Origin of the sequence: Kitasatospora sp. NPDC004615 (assembly GCF_042873545.1) — a bacterium.
In the GTDB taxonomy this organism is placed as follows: Bacteria; Actinomycetota; Actinomycetes; order Streptomycetales; family Streptomycetaceae; genus Kitasatospora.
On the sequence record NZ_JBIALQ010000002.1, the window covers coordinates 634,308 to 661,137 of the forward strand.

The window sequence follows — 26,830 nt, forward strand, 5'->3', positions numbered from 1 at the left end:
GACGGCCTCCGCCCACTCCACCCGACGCGCCCAACGGTAGCCTGCACACCACCCTCCGTCAGCACGCCTTCCCGGCCCCCGGCCCCGGCAGCGGTCCGGCCGACCGCCCAGCCGCAGGTCGAGATGACGGTGGAATCGGCCAGCACCGACCCGGAGTCGTCCACGGTGAGCGCGAACAGCGCGCCCTAGCTGTCCAGCCGCCCGTCGTGGCTCTCCGGGTCGCGGCTGAACACCTCCATCAAGGTGTTGCGCACCTCCGCGAGCGGGAACAGCCCGCCGTAGACCCGTGCCGCCAGGTGTGCCCGGGCGCGGGCTTCGTCCGCCGCAGCCGGTGACCGTCCTGCCACGGGAGCAGCCCGTCGGCGTCCAGCGGGTAGACCTTCTGCTTCTCGTCCGGCGCCGGCACCGCCCGAGCGCTGAACAGTTCCACCGCCCGCCAGAACTCCACCACGGCCGCCGCCCGTTCGACCCCGCCCGCCACGTCCGCCTACCGAATCGCCGCAACGCAGAAGTCCCGCCCGGGTGACCCGGGCGGGACTTCTGTTGGGTGGAGCTGAGGGGATTCGAACCCCTGACCCCCTCGATGCGAACGAGGTGCGCTACCGGACTGCGCCACAGCCCCAACAAGAAGAAACTCTATCACCCCTGGAGGGGTACTCATGACCATGGTCGCCGGGCGGCCGTGACTGGACGTTCGAAAGCCCGGAAAACACGAACGCCCCGGCCACCTGGATCGATGGGCGGGGCGCTCGGAGGTGCGGGCTACTCGTTGGCGGCGCGGGGGCGGTACTCGGGGGCCGCCTGGTGGCCGGGCTCGCCGTACTGGTCGAACAGCGGGGTGGCGGCGGGGCGGCCGGAGTCCCAGGTGTTCGGGGCGGCGAGGTCGAGGCCGCGGTTGACCCGGGGGGCCACCGGCGCGGTGACGTAGGTGGGCAGCGGGACGGGGACGGGCTCCCAGGAGTCGGGTCCGGCCGCGGCGCGGGCGCGGACTCCGTCGACCCACTCCTCGTGCTCGGTCGCGTCGGCGAGGGCGCTGGCCCGGGCGGCGGGTTCGGTCGGGACGTCGATGCCGTGCGGCGCGGTCGCGGTGTCGGCCGTCCGGGCCCGCTCGCGTTCCCGCAGCCGCTCGGCGGCCTGCGCGGCCCGGACCCGGTCGAACTTGACCTCGTAGCGCTGCCGTTCGAGGCGGCGCAGGTGCCCGATGTAGAGGGTGAGCAGGATGCCGGGCACGGCCGGCACCCAGAGGAACGCGACACCGGCCACCGCGGCGACCACCGCACCGAGCGCGAAGGCGAGGAAGAGCATCGAGACCATCCGCCGCCGCCGGGCCAGCAGCCGGGCCCGCCGCTCGGCGGAGCGCCGCTCGTCCTGCTCGCCACGAGCGCCCTTCCCGGCCGAGGAGGCCGGCGGAACCGCCGAGGCGGGCGGCGCGGACGGGGCGGTGGCGACCGGCGGGACGGCAGCGGCGGGCGCGGTCTCCTCGGCGGTCGCAACCGGCCCGGCCGGCACGTCGGGCTCGGACCCGGACCCGGAGGCCGCCCCGGCGCCGTCCCATCCGGCGGGCCGGGTGGGGACGTCTGCGGGGTCGGCGAGGACCCCGTCCGGCTCCCCGGCGGGGTGCTGCTGGTCGGCGGTCTGTTCGCCGAGGGCTCGGGCCGCGCGCCGCTCCATGGCCGATCGCCCGGCCAGCAGGCGGATCGCGGTACTGAACCGTTCCGTCGGACGCGACTCGTTGAGCTCGTCCTGCCTGCGGAGCCACATCGGCACCAGATAGGCGGCCCAGGCCCCTACGATGACCGCGTAGATAAGGCCACTGCTGCTCACGTTTCACACGGTACGGGCGCGGGGTAAGGCGCTGCAGCAATTTGGGACGGCGTGTCGTCCGATCAAGCTGATTCTCAGACTATTTTGCCGCTATTTGTGGCGGCTCGCCCCGGCTCCGGCGCCCCGCCGATGCCATATCGATATCTACTATTCGAACAGATATTCAATTCTCCTGCGGAGGACCACTCCTGAGGGAGTGCCAGCGCCGCAGCAGGCCGTCGGCGGCCTCGTCGGCGGTGAGCGCGTAGACCAGGTGGTCGCGCCAGTCGCCGTCGATGTGCAGATAGCGGGGGCGCATTCCCTCGGCGCGGAAGCCGAGTTTCTCCACCACCCGACGGCTGGGCCGGTTCTCGGGGCGGATGCACACCTCGATGCGGTGCAGGCCCAGGTCGCGGAAGCAGTGGTCGACGGCGAGCGCGACGGCGGTGGGCGTGATGCCTCGGCCGGCCACCGCCTCGTCCACCCAGTAGCCGACGTTGGCGGAGCACATCGAGCCCCAGGTGATCCCGCCGACGGTCAACTGGCCGACCAGGCGGCCCCGGTAGACCACCACGAAGGGCAGCATCCGGCCGGCGGCGGCCTCCGCGCGCAGGTAGCGGACCATCTGCCGGAAGGTCGGCCGGGGCAGCGGGACGCGGCCGGGCGGGGCGGGCGGGACGGTGGCCTCCCAGCGGCGCAGCCACTCCCGGTTGCGCCGGCTGACCTCCTGCCACTCGGCCTGGTCGCGGCGGCGGATGGGCCGCAGCACGATGTCGCCCTCGGCCAGTTCGACCGGCCAGCCCGCGTTCAGTGCGCACCGCCCGCGGGGCGCGGGTGGTCGCCGCCGGCCAACTGGTCGACGGCGTGCGGCAGCAGCGGGGCGAGCACCGCGAGGCCGTCGCGGACGCCGCCGGTGGAGCCGGGCAGGTTGACGATCAGGGTGCGTCCGGCGAGGCCGGCCAGGCCGCGGGAGAGCGCCGAGGTGGGCACCTGCTCGCGGCCGTACGCGCGGATCGCCTCGGGGATGCCGGGGACCGGGCGGTCGATCACCCGGGCGGTCATCTCGGGCGTGAGGTCCTGCGGGGAGATGCCGGTGCCGCCGGTGGTGAGCACCACGTCGTACCCGGCGGCGACGGCCTCGCGGAGCACGGCCTCGACGGGGTCGCCGTCGGGGACGACCGTCGGGCCGTCGGCCGCGAAGCCCATCTCCCGCAGTCCGGCGACCAGCAGGGGGCCGCCCTTGTCCTGGTACACGCCGGCCGCGGCCCGGTTGGAGACGGTGACGGCGAGCGCCCTCATCGGGCGTCCTCCCGCACCCAGTCGCCGCTCTTGCCGCCGGTCTTGCTGAGCACCCGGACGTCCTCGATGGCGGCGGCCTTGTCGACGGCCTTGACCATGTCGATGACGGTGAGCGCGGCGGTGGCGACGGCGGTGAGCGCCTCCATCTCGACGCCGGTGCGGTCGGCGGTGCGGACGGTGGCGGTGATCTCCACGGCGGTGTCGGTGACCGTCAGGTCGACGGTGGTGCCGGTGAGCGCGATCGGGTGGCAGAGCGGGATCAGGTCGGGCGTCCGCTTGGCGCCCATGATGCCGGCGATCCGGGCGACGGCGAGCGCGTCGCCCTTGGGGACGCCCTCGCCGCGCAGCAGCTCGACCACCCGGGGGGCGACCCGGACGCGGCCGGCCGCCACCGCGACCCGGGTGGTGGTGGCCTTCTCGGAGACGTCGACCATCCGGGCGGCGCCGGTGTGGTCGACGTGCGTGAGGCGGTCGCCGGGGGGTGTGTCGGTCACGAATGGGCTCCAGTAACACGGTGCGAATCTCGCGCTACCGTACCGCCCCGCGCGGGTCAGTCCGTGAGAAGGAGCACATCGACGGGGCTGCCGGCCGGCAGTGCGGTGGTGTCCTCGGGCACCGTGATCAGGCAGTCGGCCTGGGCCAGCGCCCCGACCAGGTGCGATCCTTCGCCACCGACCGGACCGACCGTGCCGTCCGCCGGGCGGTACCGTCCGCGCAGGTACTGCCGCCGTCCGGCCGGGGAGCGCAGCGCGGCGGTGGTGGTGGCGCGCACCACGGGGCGGTGCACGTCGGGGGCGCCGAGCATGGTGCGGATGACGGGGCGGACGAACAACTCGAACGAGATGTACGCGCTCACCGGGTTGCCGGGCAGCGCGAGCAGCGGCACGCCCCGCTCGCCGCCGATCCGGCCGTAGCCCTGCGGCTTGCCGGGCTGCATCCTCAGCCGCCGGAAGTCCACGCCGGCGTAGTCGGCGAACACCTCCTTGACCACGTCGTACGCGCCGACGGAGACGCCACCGCTGGTGACGATCAGGTCGGCCCGGCCGAGCTGGTCCTCCAGTACCGCGCGGAGAGTTGACGCCTCGTCGGGGACGCCGCCGACCCGGTAGGCGACGGCGCCGGCGGCGATCGCGGCGGCGGTCAGGGTGAAGGAGTTGGAGTCGTGGATCCGGCCGGGGCCGGTCTCCTCGCCGGGCTGGACGAGTTCGCTGCCGGTGGAGAGCACCACGACGCGCGGCCGGGGGCGGACCCGGACGGTGGCCCGGCCGATCGCGGCCAGCAGGCCGATCTGGGTGGGGCCGAGCACGGTGCCGGCCTCCAGCACGGTGTCCCCGGCGGTGACGTCGCTGCCGCGGCGGCGGATGAACGCGCCCTCGGAGACCGGGCGCAGCACCCGCACCTCGGTGCCTTCGTCGGCGCCGCCCATCGCGTCGGCGGCCTGCCCGGTGCCGGTGCCGCCGTCGGTCCACTCGACCGGGGCGACGGCCTCGGCGCCGGGCGGGACGGGGGCGCCGGTCATGATCCGGGCGGCCTGGCCGGGGCCGACCTTGGGCAGGTCGCCGGCCCCGGCGGCGATGTCGCCGACCACGGCGAGCACCGACGGGTACTGCCCGGTGGCCCGCACGGTGTCGGCGGTGCGCAGCGCGTAGCCGTCCATCGAGCTGTTGTCGAACGGTGGCAGGTCGGCGCCGGCCCGCACGTCCTCGGCGAGCCGGCAGCCCTGGGCGTCGAGCAGCCGCAGTTCGATGGGCGGCAGCGGGGCGGCCGCGAAGAGCACGTCGGCGAGGTGTTCGTCGACGCTCCACAGGCGCGGCGAGGCCGGGGAGCCGGCGCCCTCTCCGCAGGGGTCGTGCTTCCCGGTCATCGCCTCACGCTCGCCTTCGTGGTGGGTCAGCCCTGCATCTCGGCGGCGACGAACTGCCGCAGCCAGGTCCGGAATTCGGGGCCGAGGTCCTCGCGCTCGGCGGCCAGCCGGACGATCGCGCGCAGGTAGTCGGCGCGGTCGCCGGTGTCGTAGCGGCGGCCCTTGAACAGCACGCCGTAGACCGGGCCGCCGGCGTTCTCGTCGCGGGTGGCGAGTTCGCGCAGCGCGTCGGTCAGCTGGATCTCGCCGCCGCGGCCGGGCGGGGTCTCGCGCAGCACGTCGAAGACGGCCGGGTCGAGCACGTAGCGGCCGATGACCGCGTAGTTGGACGGGGCGTCGGCGGTGTCGGGCTTCTCGACCAGGTCGGTCACCTGGAAGACGTCCTCGCCGAAGCCGTTGGGCTTGACGGCGGCGCAGCCGTACAGGTGGATCTGCGCGGGGTCGACCTCCATCAGCGCGACCACGGAGCCGCCGAGTTCCTGCTGCACCTCGATCATGCGGGCCAGCAGCGGGTCCCGGGGGTCGATCAGGTCGTCGCCGAGCAGGACGGCGAACGGCTGGCCCGCGACGTGCTGTTCGGCGACCGAGACGGCGTGGCCGAGGCCCTTCGGGTCGCCCTGGCGGACGTAGTGCATGTTGGCCAGCTGCACGGACTCCTGGACGCGGCGCAGACGGTCGTGGTCGCCCTTACGGGTGAGCAGCTCCTCCAGCTCGTACGCGCGGTCGAAGTGGTCTTCCAGAGCACGCTTGTTGCGACCGGTGACCATCAGTATGTCGGACAGACCGGCCGAGGCGGCCTCCTCCACGACGTACTGGATGGCCGGCTTGTCGACGACCGGGAGCATCTCCTTCGGCGTGGCCTTGGTGGCGGGGAGGAACCTGGTGCCGAGGCCGGCAGCGGGGACGACTGCCTTGGTGACCGGCGTGCGGGCGTGCTTGTTCGTCATGCGTCGACCTTACTAAGGCAGGAACTCCACCCCGCTGAGAGGCGGATGAATCGTCGGTCAGGGCCGGTCACCGGTCGTATGGGGGCCGACGGTGGCCACGGGCGGGGCGAGGGGGTTCCCGCCGGGGCCGGAAAACACCTTACCGGGCACCGGTGAAGCGTCCGGACCGCTCGACGCGGGCGGGCCGGACGGAGCGGGGCGCCAGCAGTCGCCGCCGGCCGCCCTGGCCTCGGCGAGCGCGCGGTCGGCGGCCCGCAGCAGGACGGCGGCGTGCGCGCCGTCCCGGGGCAGTACGGCCAGGCCGATCGCGGCGGTCAGCCCGCTGCGGGCTTCCGGGTCGGCCGGCTCGCCGGGGTGACGGTCGGTCAGGCGGTGCCGGCGCACCGACCAGCAGAGCCGCTCGGCGACCTGGGCGGCGCCCTCCGGGGCGGTGTCGGGCAGCAGCACCAGGAACTCCTCGCCGCCGTATCGGCCCAGCGTGTCGCAGCTGCGGATCTCCACGGCCAGCCGCTGGGCGAGGTCGCGCAGCATCCCGTTGGCGCGCGAGCGGCCGTGCTCGGCGACCAGTGCGTCGAAGCCGACGAGTTCCACCATCAGCACCGACAGCGGGCGCGGGTCGACGGCGGTGGCCTCGGCCCGGCGGGCCCGTTCGATCTCCTGGTCCAGGGTGAGCTGGAGGTGCCGGTAGTTCCACACCCCGGTGAGCGGGTCGCAGGACGCGGTGCGGCGCAGCTCGTCCCGTTCCGCCGTCAGTTCCGCGATCTTCGCCAGAAGTTCCGTCTCCCTGCCGCCGGGCGCGGCCCCGGCCCCGCGGCGGCGCAGCGCCGCGACGCCGGCGGCGACCGGGGCGGCCGCGCCGAGCACGGCCAGGGCCTGGAGCAGGAGCGGGGTGGGCATGCGGCGGCCTCGACGTGTCAGGCTCGTGTCACTGCGAATGACGGAGCCGAAGGGATACGGATGGTGTCTGCGGATCAGTTGTCCAACGACAAGGCGGCGCTCAGGTCACGGCTGCTCGCCGAACGGCGGGCCCTCACCGCCGAACAGCGGGCCGCCGCGGCCCGGGCGCTGGCGGAGCACGCGACGGAGCTGGTGCCGCCGGGCGGCACCGTCGCCGCGTACGTCTCGGTCGGCGCCGAACCCGGCACCCGCCCGCTGCTGGCCGCGCTGGCGGCCGCCGGGGCGCGGGTCCTGCTGCCGGTCCTGCTGCCGGACAACGACCTCGACTGGGCCCCCTACGAGAGCGAGGCCCGGCTGGCACCCGCCACCCGCGGGCTGCTCGAACCGCTCGCCGACCGCCTCGGCCCCGACGCCGTCCGCGAGGCCGACGTCGTCCTGCTCCCCGGCCTGGCCGTCGACGCCCGCGGCATCCGGCTCGGCCGCGGCGGCGGCTCCTACGACCGCGTCCTGGCCCGCCTCGCCCGCGCCGGCGCCCACCCGCTGCTGGCCACCCTGCTCTACCCGCACGAGCTCCTCCCCGCTGTCCCCGCCGAACCCCACGACCTCCCGGTCCACGCCGTGGTCACCCCGGCCGGCGTGACCCGCTTCGCGGACTGACCGCGGGGAACGCCGGAGGCAGGGTGGCACGGAGGTCGGCAGGGCCGCCGTTCCACCGGAAGCCGGCGTGCCGGCCCGCCGCAGGCGGCCACCGTCCGCGGCGCCGCTGTGCCCCGCGCCGCTTTCCGGGGTTCCGCCCCGAAACGCGCCGGAGGCGGACCCCCTTGTCGTTGGGGGTCCGCCTCGGTTGGGGCAGGGGCTGTCAGCCGGCGGTCAGGGTGAGGGTGTTCTTCCCGGACTTGGTGACGGCGTCCTTGGTGTAGGACCAGGGGAGGAGTTCGCCCTTGGCCCAGAGGTCGGTCTGGTCGTTGTAGTTGGGGTGGAAGGTGTGGCCGGAGGCGCCGCCGACGTTGATCCAGCGGGAGGCGTCGAAGTCGCTGAGGTCGACGACCATGCGCATCGAGGGGATCCAGTCGACGTCGTAGCCGGCGGCGGCGTTCCAGCCGGTGGCGTCGACCGCGGCGCTGCCGCCGGACATCTTGTACGGGCCCCGGTTGAGCAGCTTGTGGACGGCGGTGGAGGCGATCGACGAGTCGTCGGTGCCGAGCGTGGGCTCCTGCAGGGTCAGCTGGTGGAGTCGGCCCCAGCTCCAGGTGGAGATGTCCTTGCCGAGGCGCGAGGTGAGGTCCTGGCGGGCGTCCTTGAGGGCCTCGGCGAGCAGCTTGTCCAGGCCGTGCTGCTGCTGGTGGTTGGAGTCGATGTAGTCCCACCACGGCGACTTGGGGTCGGCGAGCTGCTGGCGGACGACCTCCATCCAGCGGTCGCCGCCGTCGGGCTGGGCCAGCGAGGGCTTGCGGGTGCCGCACTCGGTGACGGCCTGCGCGGCGCCGCCGAGCGCGTCGTCGGGGAGCGTGTTGTCGCGCTTCTGGCGGACCAGCAGGCAGTCGCCCTCGACCCGCAGGTCGGCCGGGAACTTCTGGCCGAAGGAGAGCATCAGCAGGTTCCGCCAGACGCCGTTGTAGTACGCGGCGGCGGCGGAGTCGGCGTCCTGGTGGTAGTTCCAGTCCTTCAGCAGGTCCTGGGCCTCGCGCACGTACGGGTCGTCGATCTGGACCTTGAGCAGCAGCGGGACGAGTTCCTTGGCGAGCACGCTGGTGTTGTCGAGCTGCATGGACTGCATGTCGTTGAGGGAGATCTTGCCGCCGTTCTTCAGCTTCGACTGAATCTGGTCGGTGATCTCCTTGGCGCGGGTGCCGTACTCCCAGTCCTTGGTGAGCAGCGGCTTGTAGGTGTCGTCGACGACGGCCTGGTTGGCCGTGACGATGTAGCCCTCGGGCGGGTTGTACGCGTAGGGCAGCGACTTGAACGGCAGGTAGTTCGCGTTCCAGGCGTAGGTGGAGTCCCAGCCGGGGGCGGGGTAGCGGCCGTCGCCCTTGCCGCGGACCGGGATCAGGCCGGGGGCCTGGTAGCCGATGTTGCCCTTGGTGTCGGCGTAGATCAGGTTCTGCGCGGGGACGGCGAAGTCCTGCGCGGCGGCCCGGAAGGTGGTGAAGTCGCTGGCCTTGTCGAGCTTGAAGACGGCGTCCATGGTCTTGCCGGGGACGAGCGCGGTCCAGCGCAGCGCGACGCCGTAGCCGGCCGCCCGGTCGGGGGCGGCGTTGCCGGCGGGCGCGTAGCTGCCGATCTTCTGGTCCTCGGAGGACTGGTCGGAGATCATCGGCATGCCGTCCTGCGTGGTGCGGACGGTGATGGTCCGGTCCGAGCCGCCGGCGACCTTGATGGTCTCCTTGCGGACGGTGAACTTCACGTCCTTGCCGTCGAGCAGGTAGGTGTCGGGGCCGGTGACCTTCTCCAGGTACAGGTCGGTGACGTCGGCGCCGAGGTTGGTGAAGCCCCAGGCGATGTCCTTGTTGTGGCCGATGACGACGCCCGGCATGCCGGCGAAGGTGTAGCCGGCCGTGTCGTAGGTGCAGGCGGCGGAGGCGGCGCGGCAGTGCAGGCCCATCTGGTACCAGATCGACGGCATGCCGGGGCCGAGGTGCGGGTCGTTGGCCAGCATCGGCTTGCCGGTGGTGGTGTTGGCGCCGGAGACGACCCAGGAGTTGGAGCCGATGCCCTGCCCGTTGGGGCCGAGCAGCTGCGGCATTCCGCCCATCTTGCCGGACAGGTCACCGAGCAGCTGCTGGGTCACGGCCCGGGCCTGAGCGGTGTTCACCGCGGCGGCGCTGCCGGGCTGGGCGGGCACGGTGGCGCCCTCGCCGGGGGTGTAGGTGCCGTCCGTGACGACCTTGCCGGTCTTCACGATGGTGCCGTTGCGGTCGTACGGGTAGTCCGGGTAGAGCTGGGCGATCTGCTCGGTGGTGAAGTTCTGCGTCAGCAGCGAGCGGTCGATCTCCTCCTGCATGTTGCCGGACAGGCTCCAGGCCATCGCCTTCAGCCAGGCCACCGAGTCGACCGGGTCCCACTTCTCGGGCGTGTAGCCGGAGTTGACGGCGCCGAGCAGCGCGTACTCGACCGAGGCGCCGGCCCCGCCAGGGTGCTCGGCCAGCCAGGCGTTCACGCCCTCGGTGTACGCGGTCAGGTTGCGCTTGGTCTCCTCGGACAGCGTGGTGTCCCACTCCTTCTGGGCCACCTGACGCCAGCCCATGGTGCGCAGGAAGCTGTCCTTCTCCACCGTGCCGGAGCCGAACATCTCGGAGAGCCGGCCGGCGGTGATGTGCCGTCGGACGTCCATCTCCCAGAACCGGTCCTGCGCCTGGACGTAGCCCTGGCCGCGGAACAGGTCGGCGTCGGTGTCGGCGTACAGCTGCGGGATGCCCTTGTCGTCGCGCACCACGTCCACCGGGGCGGACATGCCGGGCACCTTGACGGTGCCGCTGACCTGCGGGAACGACGAGCGGACGGTGTCCACTGCCCACCAGCCGCCGCCGGCCAGACCCGCTACCAGCAGCACGGCCAGCAGGATCACGATCAGACGTGCGCGCCGGAACTTCTTCGAGCGGGGCATCCGAGTCCTTGTATGAGGGAGCGTGCAGCCGTAACAGGTCACCACATTAGGGCGACGGCAGCGGCAGCTGTGCACGGGGGACACCGGCAGGGCTTCGCCGGTGCCGTTCGGACCCTATCGGGCCTGGATGAAAGGAGGGACTAGCGTAAAGATCAAGTAAAATGTTAGACTGAGTAACGATCCGTCAGCCGCCCTTCCTGCCCCGAGGTGCCCCTGCGTGACCGTTGACCACCTGAACGAGCTGCTTCTCGAGTCCGCCGTCATCCTGCTCGTCGCCGTCGGCGCCGTCAGGCTCTCCACCCGAACAGGGCTGCCGTCACTGCTGCTGTACCTCGGCATCGGTGTCCTGCTCGGCCAGAACGGCATCGGCATAAGTTTCAACAACGCCGAACTCACTCAGGTCCTGGGCTACGCGGCCCTGGTGGTCATCCTCGCCGAGGGTGGACTCAAAACCAGCTGGAAGGCGATCAAACCGGTCGTACCGGCAGCCGCCGTGCTCGCCACCGTCGGCGTCGCGGTCTCGGTGTTCGTCACCGCCGCCGGCGCGCACTGGCTGGTCGGCCTGGAGTGGCGCACCGCGCTGCTGCTCGGCGCGATCGTCTCGTCCACCGACGCCGCGGCGGTCTTCTCGGTGCTGCGGACGGTCCCGCTGCCCAAGCGCCTCACCGGCCTGCTGGAGGCCGAGTCCGGCTTCAACGACGCGCCCGTGGTGATCCTGGTGGTGGCCTTCGCCACCACCGGCGAACTCGACTCCTGGTACGTGCTGCTCGGCACCATCGCCATGGAACTGGCGATCGGCGCGGCCGTCGGCCTCGCGGTCGGCAAGCTCGGCGCGTACGCGATGCGCCGGGTCGCGCTGCCCTCCTCCGGCCTGTACCCGATCGCGGTGCTCGGGCTGATCGTGCTCGCCTACGCGGGCGGCGCGCTGCTGCACGCCTCCGGCTTCCTGGCCGCGTACCTCGCCTCGGTGGTCCTCGGAAACTCCAAGCTGCCGCACGGCCCCGCGGTGCGCGGCTTCGCCGACGGACTCGCCTGGATCGGCCAGATCGGCATGTTCGTGCTGCTCGGCCTGCTGGTCACCCCCGCGAGCATGGGCTCGGCGATCATTCCGGGCCTGGTGGCCGGCACCGTGCTGGTGTTCGTCGCCCGGCCGCTGTCGGTGATGGTCAGCATGACGCCGTTCCGGATCTCCTGGCAGGAGCAGGCCCTGCTGTCCTGGGCCGGACTGCGCGGCGCCGTGCCCATCGTGCTCGCCACCATCCCGCTGGTGTCCGGCGCGGCCGACGCCGAGCAGCTGTTCAACGTGGTGTTCATCCTGGTCGTGGTCTTCACCCTGCTCCAGGGCCCGACGCTGCCGATGGTCGCCCGCTGGCTGAAGATCGGCGAGGGCGACATGGGCCAGGACCTGGACATCGAATCCGCCCCGCTGGAGAAGCTGCACGGCCACCTGCTGTCCGTGCAGCTGGCCGCCGGCTCCCGGATGTCCGGCGTCGAGGTCTCCGAGCTGCGCCTGCCCAAGGGCGCCGCCGTCACCCTGGTGGTCCGCGAGGGCTCCAGCTTCGTCCCGGAGCGGATGACGGTGCTGCGCGAAGGCGACGAACTGCTGGTGGTCACCACCGACGAGGTCTCGGAGGCCGCCGAACACCGGCTGCGCGCCGTCGACCAGGGCGGCAAGCTGGCCGGCTGGCTGCACAATGCCGAGGCTTCACCTTCCGTTCCCAGAAAGAAAGCGGGCTGAACCGCTAAGCTGAAGGCTGAAAACCCCGATTCCCCCGCATCTGCCTGATGCAGAGTCGGCGCGACCGCTCGGCGGCCGGGCCCCGAGGCGCACCGCCCGGGCCCGGTAACAACCCCGGTCGACGCGCGAGAGGACGACTCTCGGCGCCGGTCCCGGTTCCTTCTTGCTTGCCCGGTCCCGCGCTACCAGGCAGCAGAGAGGACCGACCGTGGCGGCCCGCCGACCGGTCGACGACACCACCTCCAACGGCTACGTGGCCCTGCTGCGCACCCCGCGCGCCTGGACCTTCCTGCTCCCCGCCCTGGTCGCCCGACTGCCGTACGCCATGCTCGGCCTCGGCATCGTGCTGCTGGTGCGCGACACCACCGGCTCCTACGGCCTGGCCGGCGCCGTCGCCGCGACCGCAGCCGTCTCGCAGGCCCTGATCGGCCCGCAGACCGGCCGGCTCGCCGACCGGCACGGCCAGGCCGCCGTGCTGGTCCCCGCCGTCCTGGCGCACGCCGCCGCGGTGGGCACGCTGATCGCGCTCGCCCACGGCGGCGCCCCCGAGTGGACGCTGTTCCTCGCCGCCGCCCCGGCCGGCGCCTCCGTGCCGCAGGTCGGCGCCATGGTCCGGGCCCGCTGGGTGAACCGGCTGAACCAGCGGCCCGCGCTGCTGAACACCGCGTTCGCCTTCGAGTCCGTCACCGACGAGTTCACCTTCGTGATCGGCCCGGTGCTGGCCACCGGCATCGCCACCGCGGTCAACCCGTCCGTCGGGCTGATCGCCGAGGCCACCCTCACCGTGATCGGCGGCCTGGCCTTCGCCGCCCGCCGCGGCACCGCCCCCGCCCCCAGCGGCCCCGCCGCCCCCGGCCTGCGCCGCGCCTCCGCACTGGCCTCCCCCGGCGTGCGACTGCTGGCCGGCGGGTTCCTCGGCCTCGGCACCGTCTTCGGTGCGCTCCAGGTCTCCATCACCGCCTTCGCCGAGGACGCCGGCACCCCCGGCCTCAGCGGCCCGGTCTACGGCCTGTTCGCGGCCGGCTCGATGGTCGCCGGCGTGCTCTACGGCCTGATCCCGTGGCGCAGCTCGGCCCGGCAGCGGATGCTCGCCTGCTACGCGCTGCTGGTGATCGGCTGCTCCACCCTGTGGGCGATGCCGAACCTGGTCTCGCTGGCGATCGCCGGCCTGTTCTGCGGCCTGGCCATCGCCCCCACCCTGATCACCGGCTACACCCTGGTGGAGACCCTGGTCGCGGACGGTGCCAAGACCGAGGCGTTCACCTGGCTGACCGGCGCCATCGGCCTCGGACTGGCGGTCGGCTCCACCGCCGCAGGCCAGCTGATCGACCACTCCGGGCCCTCGCTGGGCTTCGCCGTCGCGCTGATCGGCTCCGGCCTCGGCCTGGTGGCGATGGTCACGATGCGCGGCCTGCTGCTCGCTCCGGCCGCCCCCGGCCGTACGGTGGTTCACGGTGCCGACGCCCGTCAGGAGCCGGCCGGAGCAGGCCTGCGCGGCTGAGCCGCTGGACTCCACCAGCGGAATGCCGCATCATGGACCGTCGTTAGCACTCGTAGCGTGAGAGTGCCAGGGGGAGTGCAGGAGGAAGCGGAAAGTGCCCACGTACCAGTACCAGTGCACCGAGTGCGGCAACAGCCTCGAGGCGGTGCAGAAGTTCAGCGACGACGCGCTGACCACGTGCCCCGTCTGCCAGGGGAAGCTCCGTAAGGTCTTCTCGGCCGTGGGCGTGGTCTTCAAGGGCTCCGGCTTCTACCGCACCGACAGCCGCAGCAGCTCCAGCAGCTCGCTGAGCTCGTCGTCCTCGGCCTCGTCGTCGTCCTCGTCGAGCACCTCGACCTCTTCTTCGTCGGCCTCGTCGTCGACCAGCAGCAGCTCGGCTCCGGCCGCGAGCTGATCGCCTGAAGCAGCAGCACAGCAGGCCCCGCCCGGTACCGACCGGGCGGGGCCTGCTGGCGTGTCCGGGGCGGTTACGCGGGTTCCTCCGGACGGCGGGGCGCGGCGCCTGCGGGGTGTGCTCCGAACGGCGCAGCGGTTCAGCCCTGCGGGTGACGGCGGTTTTCCACAGGGCCGGGTTATCCACAGGGTGGGGATATCGGCGGGCGGGGGCCGCGGGGCGGGCGCAGGATGACTGCCGCGACCCCGGTCGGGGCCGCCGTTCCCGAGGAAGGGCCTGCCGCCATGACCGCCTTCGTGCTTCCCCCGCTGCCCGCCGCGCCGGTGCCGCCGCGCCGCGAAGTGCCCGATTTTCCACCGATCCGGGGCACCGCGCGGGGCCGCCACCGCTTGCGGCAGGCCGTGCGCCGGCGTCCGGGCTTGCTCGCTATGGCCTGCCTGGCGCTGGCCGCCGCGTTCACCTCGGGCCCGCTGCGGCCCGCTCCCCCGCCCGGTCCGGGAGCCGCCGGATGCCCCCGGGCGTCAACCGGAGGGCTGTGGATTCACCCGTGACCTATGAGTACTGCCGCCGTTCGACGCGGCATGAAAGGCTTCAAGGAATTCCTGCTCCGCGGCAACGTGGTGGACCTGGCCGTCGCCGTCGTCATCGGTGCGGCCATCACCAACGTCGTCAATGCGTTCGTCAAGGGCGTCATCAACCCGCTCCTCGGGCTGATCGGCACCAAGGACCTGAACAGCTACGCGTCCTGCCTCCGGGGGCCGTGCTCGATGGACGCGAGCGGCAACGTGACCTCCGGCATCTTCATCCTGTGGGGCTCGGTGATCAGTGCCGTGATCAGTTTCATCATCATCGCCGCTGTCGTGTACTTCCTGATCGTCCTGCCGATGAACCACTTCATGGAGAAGCGGAAGACGGTCGAGGAAGAGGTACTGAGCGCCGAGGTGAAGGAGGTCCAGCTGCTCACCGAGATCCGCGACGCGCTGGTCAGCCGCTGAGGGCTGCGCTGCTACTTCTCGCCGTGGTGCGGGGGCCGCTGGTCGAGGTACCAGTCCAGCCCCCGCCCGCCCTGCGACTCACCCCAGCCGCGGTCGGTGTCGTCACTGGTCTGCTGCTCGAACGGGTCCTTGAAGACCAGTCGCGGCTTGGGCTTGTTCGTCTCGTCCTGCTCGGTCATTCGTCCACTCTAGAACCGACGGGCGCCCCCGCAGGGGCGCCCGAAGGACTGATCGTGCGTCGATGGTCACGCGGCTTCGAAGCCCGCGTGGTCGGCGATCTTCTTCAGCTCGGCCAGCGCGTGCTTCTCGATCTGCCGGATCCGCTCGCGCGTCAGGCCGTGCTGCTTGCCGACCTCCGTCAGCGTCCGCTCGCGGCCGTCCTCCATGCCGTAGCGGCTTCGGATGATGGAGGCGGTGCGGTCGTCGAGGCGGCCGATCAGACCGTCCAGCTCCTCGCGGCGGAGCATCACCAGCACGGCGTCTTCCGGCGAGACGGCTCCGGTGTCCTCCACCAGGTCTCCGAACTGGGTCTCGCCCTCGTCGTCGACCGCCATGTTCAGGCTGACCGGGTCACGGGCCCAGTCGAGTACGTCCTTGACCCGCTGCTCGGTGGTGTCCAGCTCGGCGGCGATCTCGGCGGGCTCGGGCTCGCGGCCCAGCTCCTTGGCCTTCTCGCGCTGCACCCGGCGGATCCTGCCGAGCTCCTCGACCAGGTGGACGGGCAGCCGGATGGTGCGGGACTGGTCGGCGATCGAGCGGGTGATCGCCTGGCGGATCCACCACGTCGCGTAGGTGGAGAACTTGAAGCCCTTGGAGTAGTCGAACTTCTCCACCGCACGGACCAGGCCGGCGTTGCCCTCCTGGATCAGGTCGAGCAGGGGGAGGCCGCTGCGCGGGTAGCGGCGGGCGACGGCGACCACCAGGCGCAGGTTGGAGCGGATGAAGACGTCCTTGGCGCGCTCGGCGTCGTCGGCTATCGCGCGGAGCTCCTCCGTGCTGGCGCCGTCGAGCTGCTCCTCCTCGTCCAGCAGGTGCTGGGCGAAGACTCCGGCCTCGATGCGCAGGGACAGCTCGACCTCCTCGGCGGCGTCGAGCAGGGGCGTCCTGGCGATCTCGTCGAGGTACATGCCGACCAGATCGCGGTCGGCTTCGAGGTTGGTCGGTCGGGCGGTGCGAGTCCGATCGGCCCTGTCGCGTACGACGGCACGGGTGGCCATGCTTGCTCCCTCACTGACGAGGCCGGGGGCGCTCCGTTCCGCCGCCTGGCACAACCGTGTGGGCCAGTTCCCGGCTCACACGTAACGATCCAACGCACAGAAATCGGACAACATTCCCAAGTGGCTCAGTTTTTCGTGAGCGATGCAGTATCCTGCCGATTTTCATCCGTCGATACACGCAGCGTGACGTGGCTCGCACACCCCGCATCCACCCGCCACCACCGAACCGGCGCGGAGCCTTCGCGACACATCCGCACAACTGATGCCGAATCGCTATCGACGGACGGCCGACTGGCCTCCCGCCGTTGGGAAGGTGTCTGTCATGCACCAGTCCACCGATGGCTCCCCGTCGGTCGACCGGCCCCCGGCCGGCCGCCGCCGCTCTCCGGTTCAACGCCGGACACTGCTCCGTTGTGCCTGGATCGGGCTGACGGGTCTGCTGCTGTTCACGGTGCTGCTGGTTCTGGTGAGAACCGGCTGGTCGCCGCTGGACCGGCTGGACCACGGCTGGGTGGCGGCGCTGCACCGGTACGCGCTGCGGCACCCGGTGTGGACGGCGGCCATGCAGACGCTGGCCGACATCGGCGCCCCGTGGACGATGCGCGCCCTGCTCGGCGCCGCCGCGCTGTGGCTGTGGTGCGTGCGCGCCCGGGTGCTGGCCGGCTGGGTGGTCGCGGTCGGCCTGCTGGGCTGGACGGTCAGCGGGGCGGGCCGGGCGCTGATCGGCCGGGCCCGGCCGCACTTCGCCGACCCGGTCGCGGTGGGCTCCGGCGCGGGCTTCCCGTCCGGGCACGCGATCGCCTCGGCGGTGGCCTGCGGGGCGCTGCTGGTCCTGCTCTGGCCGCGCGCGGACCGGGCGGTCCGGGCGGTGGCGGGCACCGGCGCGGCGCTCACCGTACTGGGCGTCGGCTGGACCAGGCTCGCACTGGGCGTGCACTACCCCAGCGACGTGCTGGCCGGCTGGGCGGCGGCGGCCGCGGTGCTGGCCGGGGTGACGCTGGCGGTCGAACTCTGGCTGCCGGGCCGGCTCGGCCGGGACGTCCGCCGACTGCACTGGCGGCTGCGGCCCCGGGTGCAGCGGGTGCTGGCCCCGCCGCTGCCGGTCGAGGCGGACGGCGACCCGAGCCGCTCCTGACGGTTCGTGAGCAAGGTCACACTCCGCATCCGGGCCGTCCGGGGGAGGGAACGGACGTGGGCGGCATTCCGCATGTTTCCGGGCGGAAACGGCGCTCGGCAGACGACCCGCCACGGCCTCCGAACGCCCACCGCGACGGGCCGGATCGGCCCCCGAACGGCACCCGACTCCCCATCGGGTGCCGAATTACGGCAGACTTCTGCGGCTGGATGCACCCTGCAACCGGCAGATGGAGCCCGGCCGGACCGGAACTCCCGCACATTCCCACGCAACGCCGCACGGGCACCGATCGACGGGGGGTCCGATGACCACGCACACCGCGGACGGCCCGACCGACCCGTACGACCCGTACGCCCAGCAGCGCGGCCAGCACCCCCAGCAGGGGGGCCCGTACGTTCCGCAGGGCGGCCAGTACCCGCAGCAGGGCGGCCCGTACGCCCAGCAGCCGGGTGGTCAGTACCCCCAGCAGGGCGGCCCGCAGCACCCTCAGCAAGGTGTCCAGTACCCCCGGCAGCGCGGGCCGTACGTTCCGCAGGATCCGCCGGCCGTTCCGCAGGATCCGCCGACCATGCAGTTCAGCCGGATCCCCGACCAGTTCGGCCAGTACGACCAGGTCGGCTACCCGCCGCCCCCACCGCAGGCTCCGGTGCCGGTGCCTGCGCCGCGGGCGAGCGAGGAGCAGGAGCGAGAACAGGCGGCGGAGACGCCGGCGGCCAAGCCCGCCGCGTCCACCGGGCGCAACGGTCTGATCATGGCGCTGGGCTCGCTGGCGTCCCGTGCGCTGGGCTTCGTGCGCAGCGCGGTGATCGTGGCTGCGCTGACCATCGGCCCGGCCGGCGAGGCGTTCAACGTCGCGAACTCGCTGCCGAACATCGTCTACATGATGCTGATCGGCGGTGTGCTGGCCTCGGTGTTCGTGCCGGAGCTGGTGCACGCGATGCAGACCCACAAGGACGGCGGCCAGGCGTACACCGACCGGCTGCTGACCCTGTGCGGGACGATCCTGGTGGTGCTGACGCTCGGTGCGTGGCTGTTCGCCCCGCAGATCGTCGACCTCTATTCCACGTTCGACGGGGTGCAACGCGAGCTGGCGATCACCTTCGCCCGGTACTGCCTGCCGCAGATCTTCTTCTACGGCGTGTTCACCCTGCTCGGGCAGGTACTGAACGCCCGCGACCGGTTCGGCGCCATGATGTGGACGCCGGTGCTGAACAACGTGGTGGCGATCGGCGTGTTCGGCGGCTACCTGGCGATGGGGCACCACGCGTACGCGGCCGAGGAGGTGAGCAGCGGCGACGCGCTGCTGCTGGGTCTCGGCTCGACCATGGGCATCGTGGTACAGGCTGCCGCGCTGCTTCCCTCGCTGCGCAAGGCCGGTTTCATCTACCGTCCGCGCTTCGACTGGCGCGGTGCGGGCCTCACCCGGCCACTGCGCGCGGCGGGCTGGGCGCTGGCCCTGGTGGCGGCCACCCAGCTGTCCTTCGCGGTGATCAGTAGCCTGGGCACCGGTGCGGGCAAGGCGGCGCACGACGCGGGCATCCTGGGCGGCCGGGGCATCTTCGCCTACAACAACGCCTACGCGCTGTTCGTGGTCCCGCAGGGCGTGATCACGGTGTCGCTGGTGACGGCGCTGCTGCCGAGCATGGCGCGGTCCGCGACGGCGGGCAACTACCGGAAGATCGGCGAGGACCTGTCGGCGGTGCTGCGCTCCTCGGCGGCGATGGTGGTGACCGCCGCCGTGCTGTTCTTCGCGCTGGGTTCGCAGATCGCGATGGCCGCGTACGGCTACGGCTCAGGGCCGACCGTGCATGACGACGCCATGGTGGTGGGCCAACTGCTGATGGCCTTCGCGATCGGACTGCCCGCGTTCTGCGCCCAGTACGGCCTGGCCCGCGGCTTCTACGCGATGGGCGACGCCAAGACTCCGTTCTGGCTGACCCTGATCTCCACCGGCACCAACGCCGCGCTGTGCTGGGTGGCGTACGAGGTGTTGCCGCTGCAGGACAAGGTGATCGGCATGGCGGTGGCGCACACCGCTGCCGCCATCCTGTCGGTGCTGGTGACCGGCGTCGCGCTGGGCCGCCGCCTGGCGAAGGGCGCTCCCCCGGCCGCCGTGCCCGCCGCAGCGGAGCCGGACCTGGACTCGACCATGGTGCTGCGCACCGACGCCTTCGCGCCGGGCGCGAACGCCACCGTGGACCTGGGGACGCGGCGCGGCGGGCGGCGCGGCAGCGGGCTGGAGGGCTTCCGGCTGGTGACCCTGCACGTGGGCTTGATCGTGGCGTGCCTGCCGGGAGCATTCGCCGCGCACTGGCTGGCGGGGCGGTTCGGCGAGAGCCTGTTCGGCAGCCTGGCGGGCCTGGCGGCGGGCTCGCTGGCAGTGCTGCTGTCGCTGTTCCTGCTGGCCCGTCCGCTGGGCGTGGGGGCGGCGGTGGCGCCGTTCGCCCGGAAGCTGCGGATCCCGTACCCGACGCCGGCCCCGGCCGCCGGGGGCAAGCACCGCCGCTAGGGTCCGCCGTCGGTGCCGGGCGGTGTCCGGTGCGTGCTCTCGGTGTGCCGGGGTGGAAGGCCTCGCCCGGGGACGCCTCCCGGCCGAGAGCCGGGCGCGCGCCGTGGGGCAGGCGGGAGCTCGAAGACAGGCCCTGGGCCGGGGACACCGCCTCGCGTCGTCAGGCGGGGGCGTCCTCGGCGGCCTCCAGCCAGCCGAGGCCGGCGACCTGGATGCCCGCCTGGAAGCGGCTGCGGGCGTCCATGCGGATCATCAGGTCGGCCATCATGCGGCGGACGGTGCGCAGTGAGACGCCCAGGCGTTGGCCGGCGCGTTCGTCGGTGAGGCCGTCGGCGAGCAGGCGCAGCAGTTCGCGTTCCTGGCCGGTGAGGCCGTGCGGGTCGCGCTGGGTGGATTCGCCGAGCGGGCGGGCGTGGTCCCAGACCTGGTCGAACAGGGCGCGCAGGGCAGCGACCACGCCGGGGCTCTGGAGTAATACGGCGCCCTTGCGGGGGTCCTCGGGGTCGATCGGGACGATGGCGGTGGCGTTGTCGACCACGATCATGCGCAGCGGCAGGGTGGGTGCGGTGCGGACGGCGCCGCCGAGGCCGTGCAGCCAGCGGGCGTACTGGACGGTGGCGGGGTCGTTGCGGACGCTGTCCTGGTAAACGGTTCTCATCCGTACGCCGCGTTCCAGGGTCTCCTGGTCAAGGGTGCGGCTGGCCTCCATCACCTGGGCGGGCTGCGGGCCGCCGGGGGCGAAGGAGAGCACTTCGGCGGTGGCGTCGGAGGCGAGCTGGATCAGCCGGTCGCGGACCTGGTCGAGGCTGGAGAGCATTTCGACGCCGCGTTGTTCGCCGGGCGAGTGCAGGTGGGCGTACTCGGCGATCAGGCCGGCCATCGCGGCGCGGCTGCGTTCCATTTCGCGGTGGCGGCGGGCTGCCTCGGCTTCCTGGTGGGCGAGCAGGGCGGCCAGGCCGCGTTCCGGGTTGACGGCGCGCCAGCGGGTTCCGCAGCTGGTGGGGCGGGTGAGGGCGAGGTCGGCGAGGCGGTCGAGAGCGGCGCAGACCTCGGTCTCGGTGCTGTCCAGATGGGTGGCGAGGCCGCCGGTGTCGAGGTCGGGGTGCAGCAGCATTGCCCGGTAGACGGCTTCGCCGAACGCGTCGAGCCCGATCGGGCCGCCGGCGGTCAACGTTCGGTCTTCCGTATGTCCTGTCCGGTGCCGGTGCGCGTCGCTCTTATCATCTCGGCCTCCATGCGCCGGTTCGCGGCGCTGCCCCCGGGTAGCGTCCTGATCGGGCGTCAGGTTATTGCCGCCCGAGTCAGGTCTGGAACTGACTTGCGGAGATTCTGGCGGACGGGTGGGCAACCCGTGAAGGGTGCCGGGCAACTGGCATTTTCTTGCCAGGCGGATATCTGTCACCCGTGACGCCCTCCGGCGGGGGCTCGGGTCCGTCACGCTGGGGGGGTGTACGCGATCCGCCTGGAGCTGATCCCGCCGCGGCCCGTCCCGGGCGGTCCGGCGATGGAGGCCGATCCGGTCCGGCTGGCCCTGCTGCGGCTGCCGCTGATCGGGGCCCGGGTCTGCCATGCCCGGGTGCTGACCGGACCGGACGGGTTGGCGGCGGTGTGTTTCCTGACCGCCGGGTCGTTGCTGGCCGCGGAGCGGGCGCTGCAGGTGGGCGCGGGTGCGCTGGCGGAGCCGGGCGGGCCGTTGCCGGGCTGGGCGGTGGTGCGCTGCGAGGCGGATCCGTGGATCGCGCTCGGCATGTTGCAGGCCCGCGCACGGAGTTGACCTCTCGGCGGGAAGCTGGCCGTTCGGTGTCACGGCACTCTGGTGCCAGCTCCGGGTGCTGACGCGGGGGTGCCGTCCGGGCCACTCTTGGTGATGTCGGCAGGACGGCGGTGCGAGACCGCGGGAGCAGCCCCCGGCGGGGGCCGCGGATCGCACCGGAGACCTGACGGCGGTTCACCACACTTCCCCGGCGGCAGCCCGGGGATCGGCCGAACGCGAGAGGATCGGGCACTCCCATGACGCTGAACATCCGTTTTGTCACGATTGCCGCTCTGGGTGCGATGGTGGTCGGCGGCATCGCCACCGCCGCGGAGCCGGCCGGGCCGAGCCGGCCGGGAGCGGTGGTCACGGCGGACGGCACCGTCGCGGGCGGTCCGCAGCCGCCGACCGACGCGGGTGCGCAGGTGATCGTGGTCGGGCCGACGCCCACCCCGGCGCCGTCCGGCAGCCCGACCTCGACCGAGCCGCCGCACAACGACACCTGGGGCTGGGGCTGATCGGGCCGGGCGGCAGAGCCGGGGAGGCGTCCGGATGACCACCGCACTGGAACGCCCGCTGGTGCAGCGGGCCCTGCCCCACCAGTTCCCGCTCGCCGCGGCAGCGGCGGCGAGCCCGACCAGGGTGCTGCTGGCCGACCGGCACCACCTGTTCCGTTCGGGGCTGGGGGCGCTGCTGGACCGGGAGGAGGACCTCGCGGTGGTCGCCGAGGCGGTCGGCGGAGAGGAGGCCGCGGCGGCGGCGTCCGGGGTGCGCCCGGCGGTCGCGGTGCTCGGCGTGGACGAGGAGCAGCCGGATCCGACGGCCGCCGCGCGGCGCCTGCAGCACGCCGCGCCGGGCACCGCGGTGCTGCTGCTGGTACCGGCCCTGCCGCGGACGGCGCAGGCGCGGCGGGCGCTGGTGGAGGGCGCGGCGGGGGTGCTGCTGAAGGACGTGCAGGCGCCGGCGCTGATCGCGGCGGTGCGTGAACTGGCCCGCGGCGGGCGGGTGTACGACCCGCGGCTGGTGCTGGAGGTGGTGCGGACCACCGGGCAGCCGGGTCCGCTCAGCCGCCGGGAGCTCGCGGTACTGGGCGAGATCGCCGAGGGCAGCACGGTGCAGGAGGCCGCGGTGGCGCTGTCGCTGTCGCCGGGGACGGTGCGCAACTACGTGTCGGCGGCGATCGCCAAGACCGGGGCGCGCAACCGGTGCGACGCGATCCGGATCGCCCGCGAGTGCGGCTGGCTGTAACACCCCATGAACGGACCCGCCGACGACCCGTCAGATTCCCGCTGACGGGTCGCAGGCGTGCGTGCGTACAGGCCTGTGTCAGAAGTTCCCGCCGAGTCCCTCCCCGGCCCGGGCGGCGGAGACCACGTCGGCGAAGCCGTGCGCGGTGCGTGGCAGGTCGGCGGGGCGGCTGCCGATCAGGAACTCGCCGACGGAGGATTCGGCGGCCCAGTCCAGGCCGAGGGCGCGGGCGGCGGCGTCGGTGTCGCCGGAGCCGAGGCCGCAGGGGGCCAGGCCCATGGCGGTGGCCACCAGGTAGAGGGTCTGGTAGAGCACGCCGACGTGCTTGAGGGTCAGTGCGTAGGCGATCTGGCTGTACTTCCAGGACAGCCGGCCGAACCGGCTGGTGACGGTGAGCAGTACCTGCGGTTCGACGATGCAGGCGGTGGCCCGCCAGGCGGCGGTGATGAGTTCGCTGAACGCGGCCTTCTCGCCGGGGTCCTGGAACGGGCGCGGGCGCAGCCGGTGCGCGGCGGCGTCGTAGCGGTAGACGCCGGGTTCCAGGCCGACGCACTGGACCACCGAGAGGTAGATCTCGAGTTCGCCGGTGGCGCCGCCGGCCGGGTAGGGGCGGTCGACGCCGTCGTAGCCGTGCGGGTCGGCGGGGTCACCGGGGATGATGCGGCGGACCCGGGCCACCCGGTAGAGCAGTTCGGCGAGTTGGTCGAGTGTCACCGGGGTCTCGGCGTAGGCGCGGACCGAGCGGCGGCCCTCCAGGACCTCGCTGAGGGCGGGGTCGCGGGCGACCACGGTGTCCCAGTCGGGGATCGGCAGCTCGATGCCGGTGCCCTCCTCGCGGGTGCCGGGGCCGGAGACGACGGGCAGTCGCGTGACGTCCTGGTGGGCGAAGACGCCGCCGGACGGGTAGTCGTGCCGGCCGGGACGGCTGCGGGCGTGGAACAGCAGGTCGTGGAAGTCCCAGAGCGGGGCTTCGGCGCCCTGTCCGGCGTCCAGGAAGCCGCCGCCGGCCAGCAGTCCGGCGAGTGCCTCGCCCTCGCCGGCGGACATTCCGGCGAGCAGTGCGGCGTCCTCGGCGGTGCGGGAGGTGCTGAGTGCGGTGACGAAGGCGCCGGCGGCGGCCCGGTGCAGGACCAGCCGGAACGGTGCCATCGGCGATTCGAGGACGCAGGACTCGCCGTGGCCGTCCGGCAGCCGGCGCAGGTAGGCGAACCGGGAGAGCACCAACTGTCCGGTGGGGCGGGCGAATCCGGGCAGGTCGGCGGAGCGGGCGATGGGTACCGCGGTGGCCAGCGGGTCGCCGAGCGGGTCGGTGACGGTGGTGTTGACCAGGTACGGGAAGCGTTCGAGCAGTTTGAGCAGGCGGACCTGGTCGAGGGCGAGTTCGTCCAGGTCGGCGTCGGTGCGGGTGAGTTCGGCGAGTGCGGCGACGGTGCGCTCGCCGAGGGCGTGGATGCGCTGGCGGCCCCACGGGTGGGTGAGTTCGACGTCGGCTCCCTGGGCGGTGACGTCGACCTCGGGGCGCAGCCGGAGCAGGCGGCGCAGCGGGCGGTGGTCCCCGGTGGTGGGGGCGGGTGGCAGGTGTTCGATGACGGTCATGGGTACCTCCCCGGATGGGCGGGGCAGCCGGGCCCGGCTGCCCCGCGCTTCGGTCAGATGAAGATCGGGATCGGGTTGAGCGCGCTCTCCGGGGTCGGGGTGTCCAGCCAGCCGAGCCGGACGGGGACGTCGTAGAGCCGGCCCGGCGCGAAGCGGGCCCAGAAGTGCCGCATGCCGGGGACGATCACCCGGGCGACGGGCAGGCCGACGTCGGGGCGGGTCTGGTCGGCGACCAGGAACTCCATGCCGTGGTCCTCGACGATGCGCTGGACGAGCGCCAGGTCGTCGGCGAGGTCGGCGCCGGCCAGCGGGAGCCAGCTGGCGGGGGTGGAGCGCGGGGCGTTCGGGTCGGGCAGCAGGTAGGGCTGGTTGGCGACGGTGGCGGTGGTCCACCAGGCCTTCTGGTCGCGGTCGGCGCCCGCGTAGCTGACCCGGCCGTGCTCGTCGCCGGCGACGGGGCCGAGGAACTGGTTCATTTCGGTGAGCGCCCGGGTGAGCGCGATGTGCGGGTCGAGGTGCGCGCCGAAGGCGATCAGCACGTCCTCGTTGGTGCCCGAGCCCGGCTTCGCGTCGAGTCGGCGGGAGAACGCGCCGACCACGGGGATGCCGAAGTCGGCGGTCAGGTCGAGGGCCCAGATCTCCCGGCGCAGTCCGCGGTAGACCTCGCGCAGCTGGTCGATGTACGGGTCGCCGAAGGCGTCCAGGTCGATGCCGGGGCGCTGCACGCGGTTGTACCACCACAGGGCCACCGCATCGCGTTCGACGAGTTCCAGGAAGCCCTGCAGCGCGGCGTCCTCGAAGGAGGTGCCGGCGGCGCAGCCGTTGGAGTCGCCGGCGGCGTAGAACCGGCCGCTGTGCCGGTAGCCGTAGTACATCGCCTGGGTGGGCAGCCAGCGGTGGCGCTGCTCGGTCAGCGACCAGGCCGGGGACCATTCGATCGGGTCGTCGGTGCGGAACGGCTCGGGGACGATGTGGAACGCCGACTGCTTGGCGTTCCACTGCTCGCGTTCGGCGTACTGCTTCGCCGAGTACAGCAGGGTGCGTTCGGGGTGGATCGCGGCGTCGCCGAGTTCGGCGAAGGTGGCGAGGCGGCGGGCCTCGTCGCCCTGGAAGACGCCGGAGAAGCGCTCCATGGCCTCGCCGAGCGCGGACGCCCGGGCCTGCGCGTCGGTGCGGCCCTTGCCGCAGCTGTTCGAACGCAGGCCGCTGCGCAGCTGGCGGAGGCTGCCGGCCTGCCGGGACAGGTTCTGCCCGGACATGTACACCCGCAGGCCGGTGGGGGTGTGGGCGGCGGGGACCAGGGTGGTGACCACGCCGGTGATCGGGCTGAGCTGGGGGCGGTACTTGTCCAGCATGTCCTCGGGCGAGGCGGAGCGGTGCCCGCCGTCCGCGGTGAACGCCTTCGGGCGGGGCTCGAAGCGGACGGGCTCCAGCTGGCGTCGGGTCACGGTCGCGTCGTCGCCGCAGGCGGTGCACTGCGGGCGGCGGACCAGGGTGTGCTTCTCGCTCTCCAGCAGCACGGTGTCCAGGGTGGTGACGGCGGCCTGCGCGGGGCGGGCGCCGGCCAGCCACTTGGTGGTCTCCAGGGCGGCGAGCTGGGTGCCGAGGGCCAGGGTGGCGGGCAGGTGGGCGCCGGCGGTGGAGATCGGCTCGTCCTGGCCGAGGCGGTGCTGGAGGTAGCTGAGCGACTGCCGGTTGGCGGACAGCCGGTGCGCCAGGCACTCCCAGCAGCCCGAACCGTCCGTACCCTCGCTGCCCGGCACGTCCGGGGTGAACACCGGGCCGACCCAGACGATCGAGCCGACCGGGCGGGCCAGCAGCCAGGGGCGGCCGTCGGCGAGCGCCTGCCGGTTGCGCTCGGCGAGGCCGGGGTGCAGGTAGTCCTCGGTGAGGGCGACGGTGAACTCGGCGTCCTGGTCGACCGTCACGCCGGCGGCGGTCAGTGCGGCCAGGTACGGCGCGGTGTCCACGTCGCCGTGGACCTCGATGCGGACCCGGGCGCTGCGCAGCGCGGCCATCGCGGTGTCGCCGTCCTGCCCGGCCATTTCGAAGAAGGCCGCGCCGGGGCGGTCGGTGTCCGGGTCGGCGGCGGTGAGCCAGCCGCCGGCCAGCAGTTTGCCGACGCCCGCGTCGACCTTGTCGGCGGGGACGACGCCGTCGAGGGCGGCGCCGATCTGTTCGGCGGTGCGGGTGCCGTCCAGCAGCGGGGCGAGGGCCTGGGCGAGCCTGCCGTCGACCACCGAGACGCCGCGCTCGGAGACCAGGTAGACGGCCTCGCCGTCGACCACGTACGGGGTGAACTGGCGCTTGAATCCGATGAGTTCGGACAT

General features: G+C 73.0%; 24 protein-coding genes and 1 tRNA gene. 10 read left to right on the forward strand and 15 right to left on the reverse strand.

What is annotated here, in order from left to right; translation table 11 throughout:
* Positions 1–185 precede the first annotated feature (185 nt).
* From ACFYS8_RS09725 to ACFYS8_RS09765, 9 genes are all read right to left on the reverse strand, one after another.
* Complete coding sequence (locus tag ACFYS8_RS09725; protein WP_387638209.1) at positions 186–347, reverse strand: hypothetical protein; 162 nt, start codon at positions 345–347, stop codon at positions 186–188.
* A 201-nt stretch (positions 348–548) separates the two neighbouring features.
* Positions 549–622, reverse strand: a tRNA-Ala gene (locus ACFYS8_RS09730).
* Positions 623–762: 140 nt separating this feature from the next.
* Positions 763–1,824 carry a gephyrin-like molybdotransferase receptor GlpR gene (gene glpR / locus ACFYS8_RS09735; protein ID WP_387638212.1) on the reverse strand — a complete coding sequence of 354 codons (1,062 nt, stop codon included), beginning with the start codon at positions 1,822–1,824 and terminating at the stop codon, positions 763–765.
* 163 nt (positions 1,825–1,987) lie between these two features.
* Positions 1,988–2,614 (reverse strand): GNAT family N-acetyltransferase, encoded by a 627-nt coding sequence (locus ACFYS8_RS09740; RefSeq protein WP_387638878.1) that lies wholly within the window; start codon positions 2,612–2,614, stop codon positions 1,988–1,990.
* Positions 2,611–3,102, reverse strand: coding sequence for a molybdenum cofactor biosynthesis protein B (locus tag ACFYS8_RS09745; RefSeq protein ID WP_387638214.1), 492 nt, complete (start codon positions 3,100–3,102; stop codon positions 2,611–2,613). Before ACFYS8_RS09745 ends, ACFYS8_RS09740 begins: the two co-directional genes overlap by 4 nt.
* Complete coding sequence (gene moaC / locus ACFYS8_RS09750) at positions 3,099–3,536, reverse strand: cyclic pyranopterin monophosphate synthase MoaC (RefSeq protein ID WP_387638881.1); 438 nt, start codon at positions 3,534–3,536, stop codon at positions 3,099–3,101. The genes ACFYS8_RS09745 and moaC overlap by 4 nt, the downstream gene beginning before the upstream one ends.
* A gap of 116 nt (positions 3,537–3,652) precedes the next feature.
* Complete coding sequence (gene glp / locus ACFYS8_RS09755; protein ID WP_387638217.1) at positions 3,653–4,966, reverse strand: gephyrin-like molybdotransferase Glp; 1,314 nt, start codon at positions 4,964–4,966, stop codon at positions 3,653–3,655.
* Between the two features lie 26 nt (positions 4,967–4,992).
* Positions 4,993–5,913, reverse strand: coding sequence for a UTP--glucose-1-phosphate uridylyltransferase GalU (gene galU, locus ACFYS8_RS09760; protein WP_387638219.1), 921 nt, complete (start codon positions 5,911–5,913; stop codon positions 4,993–4,995).
* Positions 5,914–5,970: 57 nt separating this feature from the next.
* Positions 5,971–6,810, reverse strand: a complete 840-nt coding sequence (locus ACFYS8_RS09765) for a GGDEF domain-containing protein (RefSeq protein WP_387638221.1) — start codon at positions 6,808–6,810, stop codon at positions 5,971–5,973.
* A 60-nt stretch (positions 6,811–6,870) separates the two neighbouring features.
* Here ACFYS8_RS09765 and ACFYS8_RS09770 point away from each other — a divergent pair, with 60 nt between their 5' ends.
* On the forward strand, positions 6,871–7,467 hold the full coding sequence (locus ACFYS8_RS09770; RefSeq protein WP_387638223.1) for a 5-formyltetrahydrofolate cyclo-ligase: 597 nt from the start codon (positions 6,871–6,873) through the stop codon (positions 7,465–7,467).
* Positions 7,468–7,669: 202 nt separating this feature from the next.
* Here ACFYS8_RS09770 and ACFYS8_RS09775 read toward each other — a convergent pair whose 3' ends face one another.
* Positions 7,670–10,414, reverse strand: coding sequence for a penicillin acylase family protein (locus ACFYS8_RS09775; protein ID WP_387638226.1), 2,745 nt, complete (start codon positions 10,412–10,414; stop codon positions 7,670–7,672).
* Positions 10,415–10,631: 217 nt separating this feature from the next.
* On the opposite strand from ACFYS8_RS09775, the gene ACFYS8_RS09780 reads away from it, so the two are divergent.
* From ACFYS8_RS09780 to mscL, 4 genes are all read left to right on the forward strand, one after another.
* A complete protein-coding gene (locus tag ACFYS8_RS09780; protein WP_387638229.1) occupies positions 10,632–12,152 on the forward strand; it encodes a potassium/proton antiporter in 1,521 nt (506 codons plus the stop codon).
* 208 nt (positions 12,153–12,360) lie between these two features.
* Positions 12,361–13,653, forward strand: a complete 1,293-nt coding sequence (locus ACFYS8_RS09785) for an MFS transporter (protein WP_387638232.1) — start codon at positions 12,361–12,363, stop codon at positions 13,651–13,653.
* Positions 13,654–13,747: 94 nt separating this feature from the next.
* Entirely contained in the window at positions 13,748–14,047 is a 300-nt protein-coding gene (locus ACFYS8_RS09790; RefSeq protein ID WP_387638235.1) for an FmdB family zinc ribbon protein, read from the forward strand.
* 554 nt (positions 14,048–14,601) lie between these two features.
* A complete protein-coding gene (mscL, locus tag ACFYS8_RS09795; RefSeq protein ID WP_387638238.1) occupies positions 14,602–15,042 on the forward strand; it encodes a large conductance mechanosensitive channel protein MscL in 441 nt (146 codons plus the stop codon).
* An 11-nt stretch (positions 15,043–15,053) separates the two neighbouring features.
* Here mscL and ACFYS8_RS09800 read toward each other — a convergent pair whose 3' ends face one another.
* Both ACFYS8_RS09800 and ACFYS8_RS09805 read right to left on the reverse strand, forming a co-directional pair.
* Positions 15,054–15,221 carry a hypothetical protein gene (locus tag ACFYS8_RS09800; RefSeq protein ID WP_387638240.1) on the reverse strand — a complete coding sequence of 56 codons (168 nt, stop codon included), beginning with the start codon at positions 15,219–15,221 and terminating at the stop codon, positions 15,054–15,056.
* A 66-nt stretch (positions 15,222–15,287) separates the two neighbouring features.
* On the reverse strand, positions 15,288–16,259 hold the full coding sequence (locus tag ACFYS8_RS09805) for a sigma-70 family RNA polymerase sigma factor (RefSeq protein ID WP_387638242.1): 972 nt from the start codon (positions 16,257–16,259) through the stop codon (positions 15,288–15,290).
* Positions 16,260–16,581: 322 nt separating this feature from the next.
* Here ACFYS8_RS09805 and ACFYS8_RS09810 point away from each other — a divergent pair, with 322 nt between their 5' ends.
* Both ACFYS8_RS09810 and murJ read left to right on the forward strand, forming a co-directional pair.
* Positions 16,582–17,394 carry a phosphatase PAP2 family protein gene (locus tag ACFYS8_RS09810; protein WP_387638244.1) on the forward strand — a complete coding sequence of 271 codons (813 nt, stop codon included), beginning with the start codon at positions 16,582–16,584 and terminating at the stop codon, positions 17,392–17,394.
* A 304-nt stretch (positions 17,395–17,698) separates the two neighbouring features.
* Positions 17,699–19,903, forward strand: a complete 2,205-nt coding sequence (gene murJ, locus ACFYS8_RS09815; RefSeq protein WP_387638247.1) for a murein biosynthesis integral membrane protein MurJ — start codon at positions 17,699–17,701, stop codon at positions 19,901–19,903.
* Positions 19,904–20,063: 160 nt separating this feature from the next.
* Here the strand turns inward: murJ and ACFYS8_RS09820 are convergent, their stop codons facing one another.
* Complete coding sequence (locus ACFYS8_RS09820) at positions 20,064–21,074, reverse strand: LuxR C-terminal-related transcriptional regulator (RefSeq protein WP_387638249.1); 1,011 nt, start codon at positions 21,072–21,074, stop codon at positions 20,064–20,066.
* 276 nt (positions 21,075–21,350) lie between these two features.
* Here ACFYS8_RS09820 and ACFYS8_RS09825 point away from each other — a divergent pair, with 276 nt between their 5' ends.
* The 3 genes from ACFYS8_RS09825 to ACFYS8_RS09835 all read left to right on the forward strand — a co-directional run bounded on the left by ACFYS8_RS09825 (position 21,351) and on the right by ACFYS8_RS09835 (position 22,904).
* Positions 21,351–21,677: a hypothetical protein gene (locus ACFYS8_RS09825; RefSeq protein WP_387638252.1), complete on the forward strand. Its 327-nt coding sequence runs from the start codon at positions 21,351–21,353 to the stop codon at positions 21,675–21,677.
* Positions 21,678–21,913: 236 nt separating this feature from the next.
* Positions 21,914–22,174, forward strand: coding sequence for a hypothetical protein (locus ACFYS8_RS09830; protein ID WP_387638255.1), 261 nt, complete (start codon positions 21,914–21,916; stop codon positions 22,172–22,174).
* A gap of 34 nt (positions 22,175–22,208) precedes the next feature.
* Positions 22,209–22,904: a LuxR C-terminal-related transcriptional regulator gene (locus ACFYS8_RS09835; RefSeq protein ID WP_387638258.1), complete on the forward strand. Its 696-nt coding sequence runs from the start codon at positions 22,209–22,211 to the stop codon at positions 22,902–22,904.
* A gap of 78 nt (positions 22,905–22,982) precedes the next feature.
* Here the strand turns inward: ACFYS8_RS09835 and ACFYS8_RS09840 are convergent, their stop codons facing one another.
* Entirely contained in the window at positions 22,983–24,500 is a 1,518-nt protein-coding gene (locus ACFYS8_RS09840) for a SagB family peptide dehydrogenase (protein ID WP_387638261.1), read from the reverse strand.
* A gap of 53 nt (positions 24,501–24,553) precedes the next feature.
* On the reverse strand, positions 24,554–26,830 hold the full coding sequence (locus tag ACFYS8_RS09845) for a TOMM precursor leader peptide-binding protein (protein WP_387638264.1): 2,277 nt from the start codon (positions 26,828–26,830) through the stop codon (positions 24,554–24,556).